Origin of the sequence: Pseudomonas sp. 91RF (genome assembly GCF_003576265.1) — a bacterium.
In the GTDB taxonomy this organism is placed as follows: domain Bacteria; phylum Pseudomonadota; class Gammaproteobacteria; order Pseudomonadales; family Pseudomonadaceae; genus Aquipseudomonas; species Aquipseudomonas kribbensis.
On the sequence record NZ_QWFC01000023.1, the window covers coordinates 188,081 to 201,851 of the forward strand.

Genomic DNA, 13,771 nt, shown 5'->3' on the forward strand with positions numbered 1-13,771 from the left:
CATGTTGCATATCTTCTGTCCTCACTGCGGCGAACTGCGCTCCGAAGAGGAATTTCATGCATCCGGCCAGGCGCACATTCCGCGTCCGCTGGATCCGAACAGCTGCACCGACGAGGAGTGGGGCGACTACATGTTCTTCCGCGACAACCCGCGTGGTCTGCACCACGAGTTGTGGGATCACGTCGCCGGTTGCCGCCAGTACTTCAACGTCACCCGCGACACCGTGACCTACGAGATTCTCGAAACCTACAAGATCGGCACCAAGCCGCAATTCACCGACAAGGCTGACCCTGCGAAAACAGCCACGCCGGCGCTGGGAGAGAAGGTATGAGCCAGACCAATCGCCTGTCCAACGGTGGACGGATCGACCGCAACAAAGTGCTGAGCTTCACCTTCAACGGTCAGAGCTACAAAGGCTTCGAGGGCGATTCGCTGGCCTCGGCGCTGATCGCCAACGGCGTCGACATCATCGGCCGCAGCTTCAAGTACTCGCGCCCTCGCGGCATCTTCGCCGCCGGTGCCGAAGAGCCGAACGCGGTGCTGCAGATCGGTGCCACCGAAGCCACCCAGATTCCTAACGTGCGCGCCACGCAACAGGCGCTGTATCAGGGCCTGGTCGCCACCAGCACCAACGGCTGGCCGAGCGTCAACAACGACATGATGGGGATTCTCGGCAAGGTCGGCGGCAAGCTGATGCCGCCGGGCTTCTACTACAAAACCTTCATGTACCCGCAATCGTTCTGGATGACTTACGAGAAGTACATTCGTAAGGCTGCAGGTCTGGGTCGCTCGCCGACCGAAGTCGATCCGGACACCTACGACTACATGAACCAGCACTGCGACGTGCTGATCGTCGGCGCCGGCCCTGCCGGTCTGGCCGCTGCCCTGGCCGCTGCGCGCAGCGGTGCCCGGGTGATCATCGCCGATGAACAGGAAGAGTTCGGCGGTAGCCTGCTCGACTCCCGCGAGAGCCTCGACGGCAAGCCTGCCGTGGAGTGGGTCGCCAGTGTGGTGGCCGAACTGAAAAATACCCCGGACGTGCTGCTGTTGCCGCGCGCCACGGTCAACGGTTACCACGACCACAACTTCCTGACCATTCACGAACGCCTCACCGATCACCTCGGCGACCGCGCGCCGATCGGCCAGGTGCGTCAGCGCATCCACCGTGTCCGCGCCAAGCGTGTGGTACTGGCGACCGGCGCTCACGAGCGTCCGCTGGTCTACGGCAACAACGATGTGCCGGGCAACATGCTGGCCGGTGCGGTGTCGACTTACGTGCGCCGTTACGGCGTGGCGCCGGGCAAGAAGCTGGTGCTGACCACCAACAACGATCACGCCTATCGCGTAGCGCTGGACTGGCTCGACGCCAGCCTGCAAGTGGTGGCCATCGCTGATGCCCGCAGCAATCCGCGTGGCGCATTGGTTGAAGAAGCGCGCGCCAAAGGCATTCGTATCCTCACCGGCAGCGCCGTGATCGAGGCCCGTGGCAGCAAGCGTGTGACCGCTGCCCGCGTGGCCGCCATCGATGTGAAAGGCCATGCCGTGACCAGTCCCGGCGAATGGCTGGACTGCGACGTGATCGCCAGCTCCGGCGGTTACAGCCCGGTGGTGCACCTGGCTTCGCACCTGGGCGGCAAGCCGATCTGGCGCGAAGACATCCTCGGTTTCGTACCGGGCGAAGCACCGCAGAAACGCGTGTGCGTCGGTGGCATCAACGGCGTCTACGGTCTCGGCGATTCCTTGGCCGACGGTTTTGAAGGCGGCGTGCGCGCCGCAGCCGAAGCCGGTTTCCAGACCGTCGAAGGCGTGTTGCCGAAAGCCCTGAGCCGCCACGAAGAACCGACGCTGGCGCTGTTCCAGGTGCCGCACGAGAAGGGCACTTCCCGGGCGCCGAAACAATTCGTCGACCTGCAGAACGACGTCACCGCCGCCGCCATCGAACTGGCGACCCGCGAAGGTTTCGAGTCGGTCGAGCACGTCAAACGCTACACCGCACTGGGCTTCGGCACCGATCAGGGCAAGCTCGGCAACGTCAACGGTCTGGCCATCGCCGCCCGTTCGCTGAACGTGACCATCCCGCAGATGGGCACCACGATGTTCCGTCCGAACTACACGCCGGTGACGTTTGGCGCAGTAGCCGGCCGTCACTGTGGGCACATCTTCGAACCTGTGCGTTACACCGCACTGCATCAATGGCACCTGAAAAACGGCGCCGAGTTCGAAGACGTCGGCCAGTGGAAACGTCCGTGGTACTTCCCGAAAAACGGCGAAGACATGCACGCCGCGGTCAAACGCGAGTGCAAGGCTGTGCGCGACAGCGTCGGTCTGCTGGACGCTTCGACCCTGGGCAAGATCGACATCCAGGGCCCGGACGCCCGTGAGTTCCTCAACCGCGTGTACACCAACGCCTGGACCAAGCTCGACGTGGGCAAGGCCCGTTACGGCCTGATGTGCAAGGAAGACGGCATGGTCTTCGACGACGGTGTGACGGCGTGTCTGGCCGACAACCATTTCGTCATGACCACCACCACCGGCGGCGCGGCTCGCGTACTGCAGTGGCTGGAGCTGTACCACCAGACCGAATGGCCAGAGATGAAGGTGTACTTCACCTCCGTCACCGACCACTGGGCGACCATGACCCTGTCCGGCCCGAACAGCCGCAAGCTGCTCAGCGCCGTGACCGACATCGATCTGGCCAACGAAGCGTTCCCGTTCATGACCTGGAAAGAAGGTCTGGTCGGCGGTGTGCCGGCGCGGGTGTTCCGTATCTCGTTCACCGGCGAGCTGTCGTACGAAGTCAACGTCCAGGCCGACTACGCGATGGGTGTGCTGGAAAAAATCGTCGAGGCCGGCAAGCAGTACAACCTGACCCCGTACGGCACTGAAACCATGCACGTCCTGCGGGCCGAGAAGGGCTTCATCATCGTCGGCCAGGACACCGACGGCTCGATGACCCCGGACGACCTGAACATGGGCTGGTGCGTCGGTCGCACCAAAACGTTCTCGTGGATCGGCCAGCGCGGCATGAACCGTGAAGACTGCGTGCGTGACCAGCGTAAACAGCTGGTGGGCCTGAAGCCGATCGATCCGAACGTCTGGCTGCCGGAAGGCGCGCAACTGGTGTTCAACACCAAGCAGACGATCCCGATGACCATGGTCGGCCACGTGACCTCCAGCTACGCGCACAACTCCCTCGGCTATTCGTTTGCCATGGGCGTGGTGAAGGGCGGTCTGAAGCGTCTGGGCGAGCGGGTGTTTGCACCGCTGGCGGATGGCAGCGTGATCGAGGCGGAAATCGTTTCTTCGGTGTTCTTCGATCCGAAAGGCGATCGCCAGAACATCTAATTGAGCGCTCCCGCGCCTGGCGCGGGAGCGGCACAGAATTCAGGAAGGGTGCTTTATGACCGCAGCCAATGTTTACCAACAACGCCCGACCACCGGGGCCAAGGCCGAGTCGTCGCTGCATCACGCCGACCTCGCCAGCCTGGTCGGCAAGGGCCGCAAAAGCGCCGGTGTCACCGTGCGCGAGAAGAAACTTCTTGGCCATCTGACCATTCGTGGCGACGGCCACGATGCCGCGTTCGCCGCCGGTGTGCACAAGGCCCTGGGCATCGAGTTGCCGGGCGCTCTGAGCGTGATCGTCAAAGGTGAAACCAGCCTGCAATGGATGGGCCCGGACGAGTGGCTGCTGATCGTGCCGAGCGGCGAAGAGTTCGCTGCCGAGCAGAAATTGCGCGAGGCGCTGGGCGATCTGCACATCGCGATCGTCAATGTTAGCGGCGGCCAGCAGGTGCTCGAACTGAGCGGCCCGAACGTGCGTCAGGTGCTGATGAAATCCACCAGCTACGACGTGCATCCGAACAACTTCCCGGTCGGCAAGGCTGTGGGCACGGTGTTCGCCAAGTCGCAGCTGATGATTCGCCACACCGCCGAAGACACCTGGGAACTGCTGATCCGTCGCAGCTTCTCGGATTACTGGTGGTTGTGGTTGCAGGATGCGTCCGCCGAATACGGCCTTAGCGTTCAGGCGTAATGATCGTTCCCACGCTGTGCGTGGGGAACGAGTAGAGGAGTAAAACAACAATGAGCCGCGCCCCGGATACATGGATTCTGACCGCCGACTGCCCCAGCGTTCTCGGCACCGTGGACGCGGTGACGCGTTTTCTGTTCGAGCAGGGCTGCTACGTCACCGAGCACCACTCGTTCGACGACCGGCTCTCGGGCCGTTTTTTCATTCGTGTGGAATTCCGTCAGCCCGACGGTTTTGACGAACAATCCTTCCGCGCCGGCCTCGCCGAACGCGGTCAGGCGTTCGGCATGATCTTCGAGCTGACCGCGCCGAACTACCGGCCGAAAGTGGTGATCATGGTCTCCAAGGCCGATCACTGCCTCAACGACTTACTCTACCGCCAGCGCATCGGCCAGTTGTCGATGGACGTGGCGGCGGTGGTGTCCAACCACCCGGACCTCAAGCCGCTGGCCGACTGGCACCAGATTCCCTACTACCATTTCCCCCTCGACCCCAACGACAAACCGGCCCAGGAGCGGCAGGTGTGGCAGGTGATCGAGGAGGCCGGCGCCGAACTGGTGATCCTCGCCCGCTACATGCAGGTGTTGTCGCCGGAGTTGTGCCGCAAGCTCGATGGCAAGGCGATCAACATTCATCACTCGCTGCTGCCGGGCTTCAAGGGCGCCAAGCCGTATCACCAGGCCTACAACAAGGGCGTAAAACTGGTGGGCGCGACCGCGCACTACATCAACAACGACCTCGACGAGGGGCCGATCATCGCCCAGGGCGTCGAGGCGGTGGATCACAGTCATTACCCCGAAGACCTGATTGCCAAGGGCCGCGACATTGAAGGCCTGACCCTGGCCCGGGCCGTGGGGTATCACATTGAGCGGCGGGTGTTCCTGAACGCCAACCGCACCGTCGTTCTCTAGATCGCTATCGCTAGCAGGCTAGCTCCCACTGGGTTTTGTGCTGATCACAGATCTCAGTGACACCAGAAATCAACTGTGGGAGCCAGCCTGCTGGCGATGAGGCCATAACAGGCAACACAAGAATCAGCATCTGTACCCGAGCACTTAACGCGCTGCCTGCCTGGGCGGCGCGGTTCCATAAAAACAACAGCGAGGTGAAAGCATGTCTGGCAATCGTGGTGTGGTGTATCTCGGCGCTGGCAAGGTCGAAGTACAGAAAATCGACTATCCGAAAATGCAGGATCCGCGCGGCAGGAAGATCGAGCACGGTGTCATCCTGCGTGTGGTTTCAACCAACATTTGCGGCTCCGACCAGCACATGGTGCGCGGCCGTACCACGGCCCAGGTCGGTCTGGTGCTGGGGCACGAGATCACCGGTGAAGTGATCGAGAAGGGCAGTGACGTCGAAAGCCTGAAAATCGGCGACCTGGTGTCCGTTCCGTTCAACGTGGCTTGCGGGCGCTGCCGTTCCTGCAAGGAGCAACACACCGGCGTCTGCCTGACCGTCAACCCGGCTCGCGCCGGCGGTGCCTACGGTTACGTCGACATGGGCGACTGGACCGGCGGCCAGGCCGAATACGTGCTGGTGCCGTACGCCGACTTCAACCTGCTGAAACTGCCGGACCGCGACAAGGCCATGGAGAAAATCCGTGACCTGACCTGTCTTTCCGACATCCTGCCGACCGGTTACCACGGCGCCGTTACTGCTGGCGTCGGTCCGGGCAGCACCGTTTACATCGCGGGCGCCGGCCCGGTCGGTCTGGCGGCTGCCGCTTCGGCCCGTCTGCTCGGCGCGGCGGTGGTGATCGTCGGCGACGTCAACACCATCCGCCTGGCCCACGCCAAGGCTCAGGGTTTTGAAATCGTCGACCTGTCGAAAGATACCCCGCTGCACGAACAGATCGCCGCGCTGCTGGGCGAACCTGAAGTGGATTGCGCGGTGGACTGCGTGGGCTTCGAAGCTCGCGGCCATGGTCACGACGGCGTCAAATCCGAAGCCCCGGCCACCGTGCTGAACTCGCTGATGGGCGTGGTGCGCGTCGCCGGCAAGATCGGTATCCCGGGCCTGTACGTGACTGAAGATCCGGGCGCTGTCGATGCCGCCGCGAAAATGGGCAGCCTGAGCATTCGCTTCGGCCTAGGCTGGGCGAAATCCCACAGCTTCCACACCGGCCAGACTCCGGTGATGAAGTACAACCGCCAGCTGATGCAGGCGATCATGTGGGACCGCATCAACATCGCCGAAGTGGTGGGCGTGCAGGTCATCAGCCTCGACCAGGCGCCGGAAGGTTACGGCGAGTTCGATGCGGGCGTGCCGAAGAAGTTTGTGATTGATCCGCACAAGTTGTTCAGTGCGGCGTAAGTTGTGACCACGAAAAAGGGCGGCCGGTCAGGTCGCCCTTTTTCGTGAAATTGTCTTGTGCTGTCATCGAAACGTTCGACTAGTTGAAAGCGCACTTTTGAACGTCACCGTCCTTCGTTGCGCAATCATCGTTTTTCCAGTCCGGTCCGGTCAGATTGATCGGCGATCCTTTTTTCAAGACCAGTGAGGCGCCAATTTCCGATCCTTTGCTTTCGTATTGGCAGATGACTCTGGCCGCATTGGTAGTCGTTTCTTTTGCTCGTGCGGCTGTGAAGGGGAGTGCCTGGACATCGCTTTCACTGGCGCTGCCGGGATCAACATCAACTTCAACCGTGCCATAGGGGCTCGTTGCTTCGAATTTACCGTCACTCAGTTTTTTGAATGACGTGGCCTCCAGGCAATTTGCATAGACAGTGCTGCTGAGTGTCAGGGCGATGACTGAACCGGCAATCAGATATTTGAGCATGGGACGTACTCCGCTACAGGGTTGGAGGACACATGTTCAGATACTGTCGTTTTTGAAAGTACTGTCAGATCTGACAGTCAATAAGCCTGTTTTGGAATAAAGGATGCGTTGGCAATTACTCTTGAGGCAGAGAGCGTCCTTGTCCGCTCCCGATCTCATTCATAGCGCCGCCAACGCCCCTTGATAAAGAACCGGCCCCGTCGGCTGTCCGGTCGGCGACCCACCCTTCGGTTCAAGACTGACCGCCAGCGCAATCGGTTTGCCGATCAGCGCCTTCTGTGCCTCACTCAGTTCAACCTTGCCTTTGCCGCCCGCCGGGATCACACCGAGCGAAATCGGCTTGCCATCGGCCGGAATCGCCCACAATTCCAGACTGCGCTGAGGATCGACGGCCGCCAATGTCAGCGGCTCGACTTGCAGGTAATCATCATGGGCCTCGACCTTCAGCGCCGGTTGCGCGTCGGCGCTCAGCAGCGTGGCGCGGTAGCGGGCGTCGTCGTGGGTGTACAGCGAGCCGAGGAACACCAGCACCATGATGGAGGCCAGTGCTGCTGTCACCCGCAGCCAGTTCCAGAACGGACGTTTCTCGGGCACATGCAGTTCTTGCGGTTCGATACGTGCAGTAACGCCGTGCCACACGCGCTCCGGCACCGGAACCTCCGGCAGTGTTTCGGTGAGGCTGGCGAGGCTTTCCTGCCAGTGCGCCAGTTCGGCACGCAGGGCCGCGTCTTCCAGCAGCAATTGCTCGAAACGCCGACGGGCCGGCGCAGCCATCAGGCCGATAGCGTAATCGGCGGCGAGGGCGCGGCGCAGGGCAGGGGTCTGGTAGTTCATGATTCAAGGCACCGGCGCAGGCGTTCCATGCCACGGCGAATCCATGACTTGACCGAACCCAGCGGCGCCGCCAGATGCTCGGCCAGTTCCGAGCAGGACAAGCCCTGAAAGTAGGCCACGGTGATCGACCGGCGCTGCATGCCTTCGAGGGTTTCCAGGCAGCGGTTCAGGGCTGTGGCTTCGCGGGCGCTGTTCAACAGGTCATGGGCCGAGGGGTTTTCATCCACCAGGGCTTCCTGCTCGAAATCAGTCAAAGGCCGGTCGCGGTGCTTGCGCAACTGGTCGATGGCCAGATGGCGGGTGATGTTGATCATCCAGGTCATCGGTGCCGACAGGTGCGATTCGTAGCGCGAGGCGTTGTTCCAGATCCGCACGAAGCTTTCCTGCAACACTTCTTCGGCCAGATCCGGGCGCCCCATGAAGCGCAGGGCCACGCCGTGCAGGCGCGGGCCCACGCTGCGGTACAGCGTTTCGAAGGCACGGCGGTCGCCCAGTGAACACTGGGCCAGCAATTGCCGGAGCTGATCGGTGTCGGCGAGGGTGATGACGAGTCTCCAGACAGGGCGGGCGCTGGTTTCAGGTAGTTCACAGGCTAGTTCAGCGACAGCGCTCGTGCCATTCATCATGAGGTATCCGGCGTTTCACGTTTCATATACGCGGCCGGGTTCAGAATGGATGCGCTACGCTCGGAACATGTCGGTGGATACTCGGTCAAACCGGCAGTTTTACTCTTCGTCGACGAAGGGTTTTCACGCCACAAGAGGATGTCTGAATGAAGATTTCACGCGGTTTTGCCCTGGCATCGCTCCTGACCCTGGCGGCCGGACCGGTGTTTGCCGGTTTCAGCCTGAACGACGTTGCCGGTGCGGTATCGGGCATGCAGGGCGGTGACAAGGCTGCGGCAGCGGCGCCAACCTCGGAAACCGCCGGGCTGTTGAGTGCACTGAGCGCGCTGAATGTCACGCCGCAGCAAGCGGTCGGCGGTACCAGTGCCATGCTGGGGCTGGCGAAGAACAAACTCAGCAACACGGACTATTCGCAGTTGGCAAAGGACGTGCCGGGGATCGACAAACTCTCCGGTGGTGGCGGCAATCTGGCGGCGTTGAGCGGTCTGCTCGGCTCCTCGGGTAAATCCGCCGGGCTGGAAAATGCCTTGGGTAACGTCAAGGACACCAATGATCTGAACAATGCCTTCGGTGCGTTGGGCATGGACAGCGGCATGGTCGGCCAGTTTGCCCCGATCCTGCTGCAATATCTCGGTCAGCAGGGTGTCGGCGGCTCGTTGCTGCAAAGTCTGGGCAGCATCTGGGGCAGCGGCAGCTGATTCAGCCGCGCTCGCCGCGCAGTTCGGCGATGCGCTGGTCTTTCTCGGTCCAGAGCTGGTTGACCCAGCTCTGGACCTTCTCGCGAAACACCGGATCGTTTTCGTAGTCGCCCTGCCACAGCGCCGGGTCGAGTTCACGAGTCCGGATATCGATGATCACCCGCGGTACGTTGCCGCTGATCAGGTCCCAGAACCCCGGAATCTTCGGTTGTGGATAAACCACGGTCACATCGAGAATCGCATCAAGCTGTTCACCCATCGCCGCCAGTACAAACGCCACGCCGCCGGCCTTGGGCTTGAGCAAATGGCTGAACGGTGATTGTTGCTGCGTGCTCTTGGCCGTGGTGTAGCGGGTGCCTTCCAGATAATTCACCACCGTCACCGGCTGGCGCTTGAACAGCTCGCAGGCGGCTTTGGTGATTTCCAGATCCTTGCCCGCCAGTTCCGGGTGTTTCGCCAGGAACGCCTTGGTGTAGCGTTTCATGAACGGGTAATCCAGTGCCCACCAGGCCAGGCCGAGGAACGGTACCCAGATCAGTTCTTTCTTGAGGAAGAACTTGAAGAACGGCGTGCGCCGGTTGAGGGTCTGGATCAGCGCCGGGATATCGACCCAGGACTGATGGTTGCTGATCACCAGATACGACGTGTCGCCACGCAGATCATCGCCGCCACGGATGTCCCATTGTGTCGGGATGCACAGGCGGAAGATCAGTTTGTCGATCTCCGCCCAGGTCTCGGCGATCCACATCACCGCCCACGAGGCGTAATCGCGAAAGCGTCCCGGCAGGATCAGCTTGAGCAGGGCGAACACCATCAGCGGGCCGAACAGCACCAGGGTGTTGAGCAACAGCAGCAGGGTGACGAGACAGCCGGTGAGCAGGCGGCGCATAAGCAACTCTTGAAAGCGGATGGGCGCGCCATGATAAGTGGCTTCGGGCGACAGGCCAAATCATGGGTTACGAATGTTTCACCTTTGGCGCGTTAGCCTTGCGGGAACGATCAAGCGAACAGCGGTCTAAAATCTCGCGTCAGACGCCCCCATTTCCCAAGGAAGCCCATTACGTGAAATCCCTCCTTGCATTGCTTTCCCTCGTTGCCCTGCCGGTGCTGGCCGCCGAGCCGACCCTGTACGGGCGCTACGAATACATCGCGCTGCCGGAAATCGGCGGGCAGGTGCTCAAGGCGAAAATGGACACCGGTGCGCTGACCGCCTCGCTGTCGGCCAAGGACATCGAGACCTTCACCCGCGACGGTGAAGACTGGGTGCGTTTCCGCCTCGCCACCAAGGACGCCAGCAACAAGGTGTTCGAACACAAGATCGCGCGCATCAGCAAGATCAAGAGCCGCTCGGATGAAGAAGACGAGGGTGAAAGCACCGAAGTGGCCAAGCGTCCGGTGGTCGATCTGGAGCTGTGCCTGGGCAACGTCAAGCGTACCGTCGAGGTCAACCTGACCGACCGCAGCCACTTCAACTACCCGTTGCTGATCGGTGCCAAGGCCTTGCGTGAGTTCGGTGCAGCGGTAAACCCGGCGCGGCGTTTCACTGCCGACAAGCCGGACTGCTAAGTGGTCTCATTGACGTAACGTCAGGCTTGGGGCACCGTTCGCGCACTCATTCCACAGGCTCGGACGCCATGCCTCATATCCTGATTGTCGAAGACGAAGCGGCGATTGCCGACACGCTGATTTTTGCCTTGCAGGGCGAGGGCTTCACCACGACCTGGCTGAGCCTCGGCGCGCAAGCGCTGGAGCATCAGCGCCAGACACCGGCCGACCTGATCATCCTCGACATCGGCCTGCCGGATATCAGCGGCTTCGAAACCTGCAAGCAACTGCGCCGGTTCAGCGAAGTGCCGGTGCTGTTCCTCAGTGCCCGGGATGCCGAGATCGACCGGGTGGTGGGCCTGGAAATCGGCGCCGACGATTACGTGGTCAAGCCGTTCAGCCCAAGGGAAGTGGCGGCGCGGGTCCGGGCGATTCTCAAGCGCGTGGCGCCGCGTCCGCCGGCCGAAGCCTGGTCGGGGGTATTTCGCATCGATCCCGAGCGTGTGCAGATCAGCTATCGCGGCCAGGCATTGAGCTTGACCCGTCACGAATTCCGTTTGCTGCAATGCCTGCTTGAACAACCCGAGCGGGTGTTCAGCCGCGAGCAACTGCTCGATGCGCTGGGTGTGGCAGCCGATGCCGGCTACGAGCGCAGCATCGACAGCCACATCAAGAGTGTGCGCGCCAAGCTGCGCCTGATTCGCGCCGAGGCCGAACCGATCCAGACCCATCGCGGCCTCGGTTACAGCTACAGCCCGGGGCACAGCTGATGTCACTGGGGTTGCGGATTTTCCTGGTGTATGTGCTGTTTATCGGCTTTACCGGTTATTTCGTGCTCAACACCGTGATGGAAGAAATCCGCCCCGGCGTGCGGCAGTCCACCGAGGAAACCCTGGTCGACACGGCCAACCTGATGGCGGAAATCCTCAAGGACGATTTCAAGACCGGCACCCTCAGCCAGAATCGTTGGCCGAAACTGCTCCGGGCCTACGGCGAACGCCAGCCGAAAGCGACGATCTGGGGCCTGCCGAAAAACCAGGTCAACCACCGAATCTACGTCACCGATGCCAAGGGCATCGTGGTGCTGGATTCCAGTGGTCTGGCGGTCGGTCAGGACTACTCGCGCTGGAACGACGTCTACCTGACCCTGCGCGGCGAATACGGCGCGCGCTCCAGCCGCAGTGACCCGAATGACCCGAATTCCTCGGTGATGCACGTCGGCGCGCCGATCCGCGATGATGGCCAGATCATCGGCGTGGTCACCGTGGCCAAACCCAACAGCTCGCTGCAACCCTATGTTGACCGCACCGAGCGCCGCTTGCTGGCTTATGGCGCCGGGCTGATCATACTGGGTCTGCTGTTCGGTGCGCTGTTGTCATGGTGGCTGAGCCGGGCACTGCACCGGTTGACCCGTTATGCCGAGGCCGTGAGCGAAGGGCGCCGGGTGGAAGTGCCGCATTATCGCGGTGGCGAACTGGAACAACTGGCGAGCGCCGTGGAACAGATGCGCACCCAGCTTGAAGGCAAGGCCTACGTCGAACGTTACGTCCACACCTTGACCCATGAACTGAAGAGCCCGCTGGCGGCGATTCGCGGTGCTGCCGAGTTGCTGCAGAGCGAAATGCCATTGGCGCAACGCCAGCGTTTCGTCGGCAACATCGACAGCGAAAGTGCGCGTATGCAGCAGTTGATCGAACGGTTGCTCGATCTGGCCCAGGTGGAGCAGCGTCAGGCGCTTGAAGAGCGCGTCACCGTGCCGCTTGCAGCGCTGGTCGATGAAGTGTTGCAGGCACAGGCCGCACGTATTGAAGGTAAACAGCTGCGGATCGAGTGCACCATCGCGGCCGACCTGTCGCTGACCGGCGAGCCGTTCCTGCTGCGTCAGGCCCTGGGCAATCTGCTGGAGAACGCCCTGGATTTCACGCCGCAACGGGGGCTGCTGCGATTTGAAGCGGAGCGGATTGGCGAACAGGTCGAGTTCCGATTGTTCAACGAAGCCGAGCCGATTCCCGATTACGCGCTGGTGCGTCTGACCGAGCGGTTTTACTCATTGCCGCGCCCGGACAGTGGTCGTAAAAGCACCGGGCTTGGGCTCAATTTCGTCGAAGAAGTGGTCAAGTTGCACGGTGGTTCTCTGCGCATCGACAACCTGGAAGGTGGCGTACAGGTGCAATTGCACCTGCCGTGAGCACACGAGTGACCTGCCTTCTGCTCAGGACGGCGTCATCACCTGATTGATTCGGGCCTTGCTTCGACGGTGCACCCACTGCAGCGCTGGTCGTTCAATCCAGATCCATGAGGCAGCGGCCAACACGATCACGATCAGCGTCGACACGATCATGGACGGCACGAACGCCAGTGACGTCTTGTTGATCACCAACTGCTGTACCGGAAACGCATACAGATAGATGCCGTAAGACAGATCGAACCGGCCCCGGATAGTGTGATCGACGTACAGCAGACCCAGGCTCAATGTGGCCAGGCAAATGCACAGCGTGACGACCACCCCGGACAGCGACGTTCCCGCCGCCAGCGGAATCAGGCCCAGACAGGTCGCCAGGGTGATGACCAATCGGTGCCTGGCACCCAGATGCTGCCTGTAGAAAGCCACCAGCGACCCGGCAAAGAAAGCGATACCGGCACAGCCATACAACGCCAGTTTCTGCGTCAGTGCCGTGACCGGTGCATTACCCAGCACATAGGTCGCAATACAAAACGTCACGAGCAACGCAGCGGCCGTCGCGGCCCGGCGGAACAGGCCCAGCGCGACCGCTACCAGCAGATAAAAGGCGAATTCGATTTTCAGCGTCCACAGGCTGCCGTTGAAAGATTCGCTGAAGATAAAGGCTTCAGTGATTTCTTCGATGTTCGCCCGGCCGAACAGTGAAATGCGCAGGAAGTCGATCAGGGCGGCGGAGTCCGTCACATAACCCTCGGCGAACACCGCGCCGGCCACAAAAGTCATCATGAAGGCGCAGACGATCAGTGCCGGGAAAATCCGTGCGATGCGCTTGCTCAGGTAGTCGGTGAAGCTGTTGGCATTGAGGAAGCTGAGGGTGATCAGCAGGCCGGAAATCGAGAAGAAGGCGATGACCGCGATCCCGCCCAGCGAGTTGTAGCCGGCAATTCCCGGACCTTCCGAACCCGTGAGGGCGAAGTGATGGCTGACCAGCACCAATAGCGCGGCAACGTGCCTGATCAAATCGAATGAGTTGTTTCGCAATCCAATAGTCCTTTATTCCTGCCTTGTCCGCTGGTG

Annotated in this window: 14 protein-coding genes; 9 read left to right on the forward strand and 5 right to left on the reverse strand. The window is 61.5% G+C overall.

Annotated features, from left to right (window positions below):
- Position 1: 1 nt before the first annotated feature.
- The 5 genes from DXT77_RS10715 to fdhA all read left to right on the forward strand — a co-directional run bounded on the left by DXT77_RS10715 (position 2) and on the right by fdhA (position 6,343).
- Positions 2 to 331, forward strand: a complete 330-nt coding sequence (locus tag DXT77_RS10715; RefSeq protein ID WP_085709160.1) for a sarcosine oxidase subunit delta — start codon at positions 2 to 4, stop codon at positions 329 to 331.
- Positions 328 to 3,345 (forward strand): sarcosine oxidase subunit alpha, encoded by a 3,018-nt coding sequence (locus DXT77_RS10720; RefSeq protein WP_119427602.1) that lies wholly within the window; start codon positions 328 to 330, stop codon positions 3,343 to 3,345. The genes DXT77_RS10715 and DXT77_RS10720 overlap by 4 nt, the downstream gene beginning before the upstream one ends.
- Positions 3,346 to 3,400: 55 nt before the next feature.
- The gene (locus DXT77_RS10725) at positions 3,401 to 4,033 is read left to right on the forward strand and encodes a sarcosine oxidase subunit gamma (protein WP_096817792.1); all 633 of its coding nucleotides are present in this window, start codon (positions 3,401 to 3,403) and stop codon (positions 4,031 to 4,033) included.
- A gap of 50 nt (positions 4,034 to 4,083) precedes the next feature.
- A complete protein-coding gene (gene purU / locus DXT77_RS10730; protein WP_007959808.1) occupies positions 4,084 to 4,941 on the forward strand; it encodes a formyltetrahydrofolate deformylase in 858 nt (285 codons plus the stop codon).
- A 202-nt stretch (positions 4,942 to 5,143) separates the two neighbouring features.
- Positions 5,144 to 6,343, forward strand: coding sequence for a formaldehyde dehydrogenase, glutathione-independent (gene fdhA, locus DXT77_RS10735; RefSeq protein WP_011336270.1), 1,200 nt, complete (start codon positions 5,144 to 5,146; stop codon positions 6,341 to 6,343).
- A 79-nt stretch (positions 6,344 to 6,422) separates the two neighbouring features.
- Here fdhA and DXT77_RS10740 read toward each other — a convergent pair whose 3' ends face one another.
- The 3 genes from DXT77_RS10740 to DXT77_RS10750 all read right to left on the reverse strand — a co-directional run bounded on the left by DXT77_RS10740 (position 6,423) and on the right by DXT77_RS10750 (position 8,266).
- On the reverse strand, positions 6,423 to 6,809 hold the full coding sequence (locus DXT77_RS10740; RefSeq protein ID WP_119427603.1) for a hypothetical protein: 387 nt from the start codon (positions 6,807 to 6,809) through the stop codon (positions 6,423 to 6,425).
- A gap of 159 nt (positions 6,810 to 6,968) precedes the next feature.
- Positions 6,969 to 7,643, reverse strand: a complete 675-nt coding sequence (locus DXT77_RS10745) for an anti-sigma factor domain-containing protein (RefSeq protein WP_119427604.1) — start codon at positions 7,641 to 7,643, stop codon at positions 6,969 to 6,971.
- On the reverse strand, positions 7,640 to 8,266 hold the full coding sequence (locus tag DXT77_RS10750; RefSeq protein WP_119427670.1) for an RNA polymerase sigma factor: 627 nt from the start codon (positions 8,264 to 8,266) through the stop codon (positions 7,640 to 7,642). Before DXT77_RS10750 ends, DXT77_RS10745 begins: the two co-directional genes overlap by 4 nt.
- Positions 8,267 to 8,415: 149 nt before the next feature.
- On the opposite strand from DXT77_RS10750, the gene DXT77_RS10755 reads away from it, so the two are divergent.
- Entirely contained in the window at positions 8,416 to 8,967 is a 552-nt protein-coding gene (locus DXT77_RS10755) for a DUF2780 domain-containing protein (protein ID WP_119427605.1), read from the forward strand.
- A 1-nt stretch (position 8,968) separates the two neighbouring features.
- Here the strand turns inward: DXT77_RS10755 and DXT77_RS10760 are convergent, their stop codons facing one another.
- Entirely contained in the window at positions 8,969 to 9,856 is an 888-nt protein-coding gene (locus DXT77_RS10760; protein WP_119427606.1) for an acyltransferase, read from the reverse strand.
- Between the two features lie 173 nt (positions 9,857 to 10,029).
- Between DXT77_RS10760 and DXT77_RS10765 the strand changes: the two genes are divergently transcribed.
- The 3 genes from DXT77_RS10765 (at position 10,030) to creC (ending at position 12,700) form a co-directional block, all read left to right on the forward strand.
- Complete coding sequence (locus DXT77_RS10765) at positions 10,030 to 10,533, forward strand: ATP-dependent zinc protease (RefSeq protein WP_119427607.1); 504 nt, start codon at positions 10,030 to 10,032, stop codon at positions 10,531 to 10,533.
- Between the two features lie 68 nt (positions 10,534 to 10,601).
- Complete coding sequence (gene creB, locus DXT77_RS10770; protein WP_119427608.1) at positions 10,602 to 11,282, forward strand: two-component system response regulator CreB; 681 nt, start codon at positions 10,602 to 10,604, stop codon at positions 11,280 to 11,282.
- Positions 11,282 to 12,700, forward strand: coding sequence for a two-component system sensor histidine kinase CreC (gene creC / locus DXT77_RS10775; RefSeq protein WP_119427609.1), 1,419 nt, complete (start codon positions 11,282 to 11,284; stop codon positions 12,698 to 12,700). The genes creB and creC overlap by 1 nt, the downstream gene beginning before the upstream one ends.
- 24 nt (positions 12,701 to 12,724) lie before the next feature.
- Here creC and DXT77_RS10780 read toward each other — a convergent pair whose 3' ends face one another.
- Positions 12,725 to 13,735, reverse strand: a complete 1,011-nt coding sequence (locus DXT77_RS10780) for an acyltransferase (protein ID WP_119427610.1) — start codon at positions 13,733 to 13,735, stop codon at positions 12,725 to 12,727.
- Positions 13,736 to 13,771: the final 36 nt, after the last annotated feature.

Coding starts and splice junctions, on each gene's coding strand:
- purU (WP_007959808.1), top strand. CDS start 4,084: ATGAGCCGCGCCCCGGATACATGGATTCTGACCGCCGACTGCCCCAGC.
- DXT77_RS10720 (WP_119427602.1), top strand. CDS start 328: ATGAGCCAGACCAATCGCCTGTCCAACGGTGGACGGATCGACCGCAAC.
- DXT77_RS10750 (WP_119427670.1), bottom strand. CDS start 8,266: ATGAATGGCACGAGCGCTGTCGCTGAACTAGCCTGTGAACTACCTGAA.
- DXT77_RS10760 (WP_119427606.1), bottom strand. CDS start 9,856: ATGCGCCGCCTGCTCACCGGCTGTCTCGTCACCCTGCTGCTGTTGCTC.
- creB (WP_119427608.1), top strand. CDS start 10,602: ATGCCTCATATCCTGATTGTCGAAGACGAAGCGGCGATTGCCGACACG.
- DXT77_RS10755 (WP_119427605.1), top strand. CDS start 8,416: ATGAAGATTTCACGCGGTTTTGCCCTGGCATCGCTCCTGACCCTGGCG.
- DXT77_RS10725 (WP_096817792.1), top strand. CDS start 3,401: ATGACCGCAGCCAATGTTTACCAACAACGCCCGACCACCGGGGCCAAG.
- DXT77_RS10745 (WP_119427604.1), bottom strand. CDS start 7,643: ATGAACTACCAGACCCCTGCCCTGCGCCGCGCCCTCGCCGCCGATTAC.
- DXT77_RS10740 (WP_119427603.1), bottom strand. CDS start 6,809: ATGCTCAAATATCTGATTGCCGGTTCAGTCATCGCCCTGACACTCAGC.
- creC (WP_119427609.1), top strand. CDS start 11,282: ATGTCACTGGGGTTGCGGATTTTCCTGGTGTATGTGCTGTTTATCGGC.
- DXT77_RS10715 (WP_085709160.1), top strand. CDS start 2: ATGTTGCATATCTTCTGTCCTCACTGCGGCGAACTGCGCTCCGAAGAG.
- fdhA (WP_011336270.1), top strand. CDS start 5,144: ATGTCTGGCAATCGTGGTGTGGTGTATCTCGGCGCTGGCAAGGTCGAA.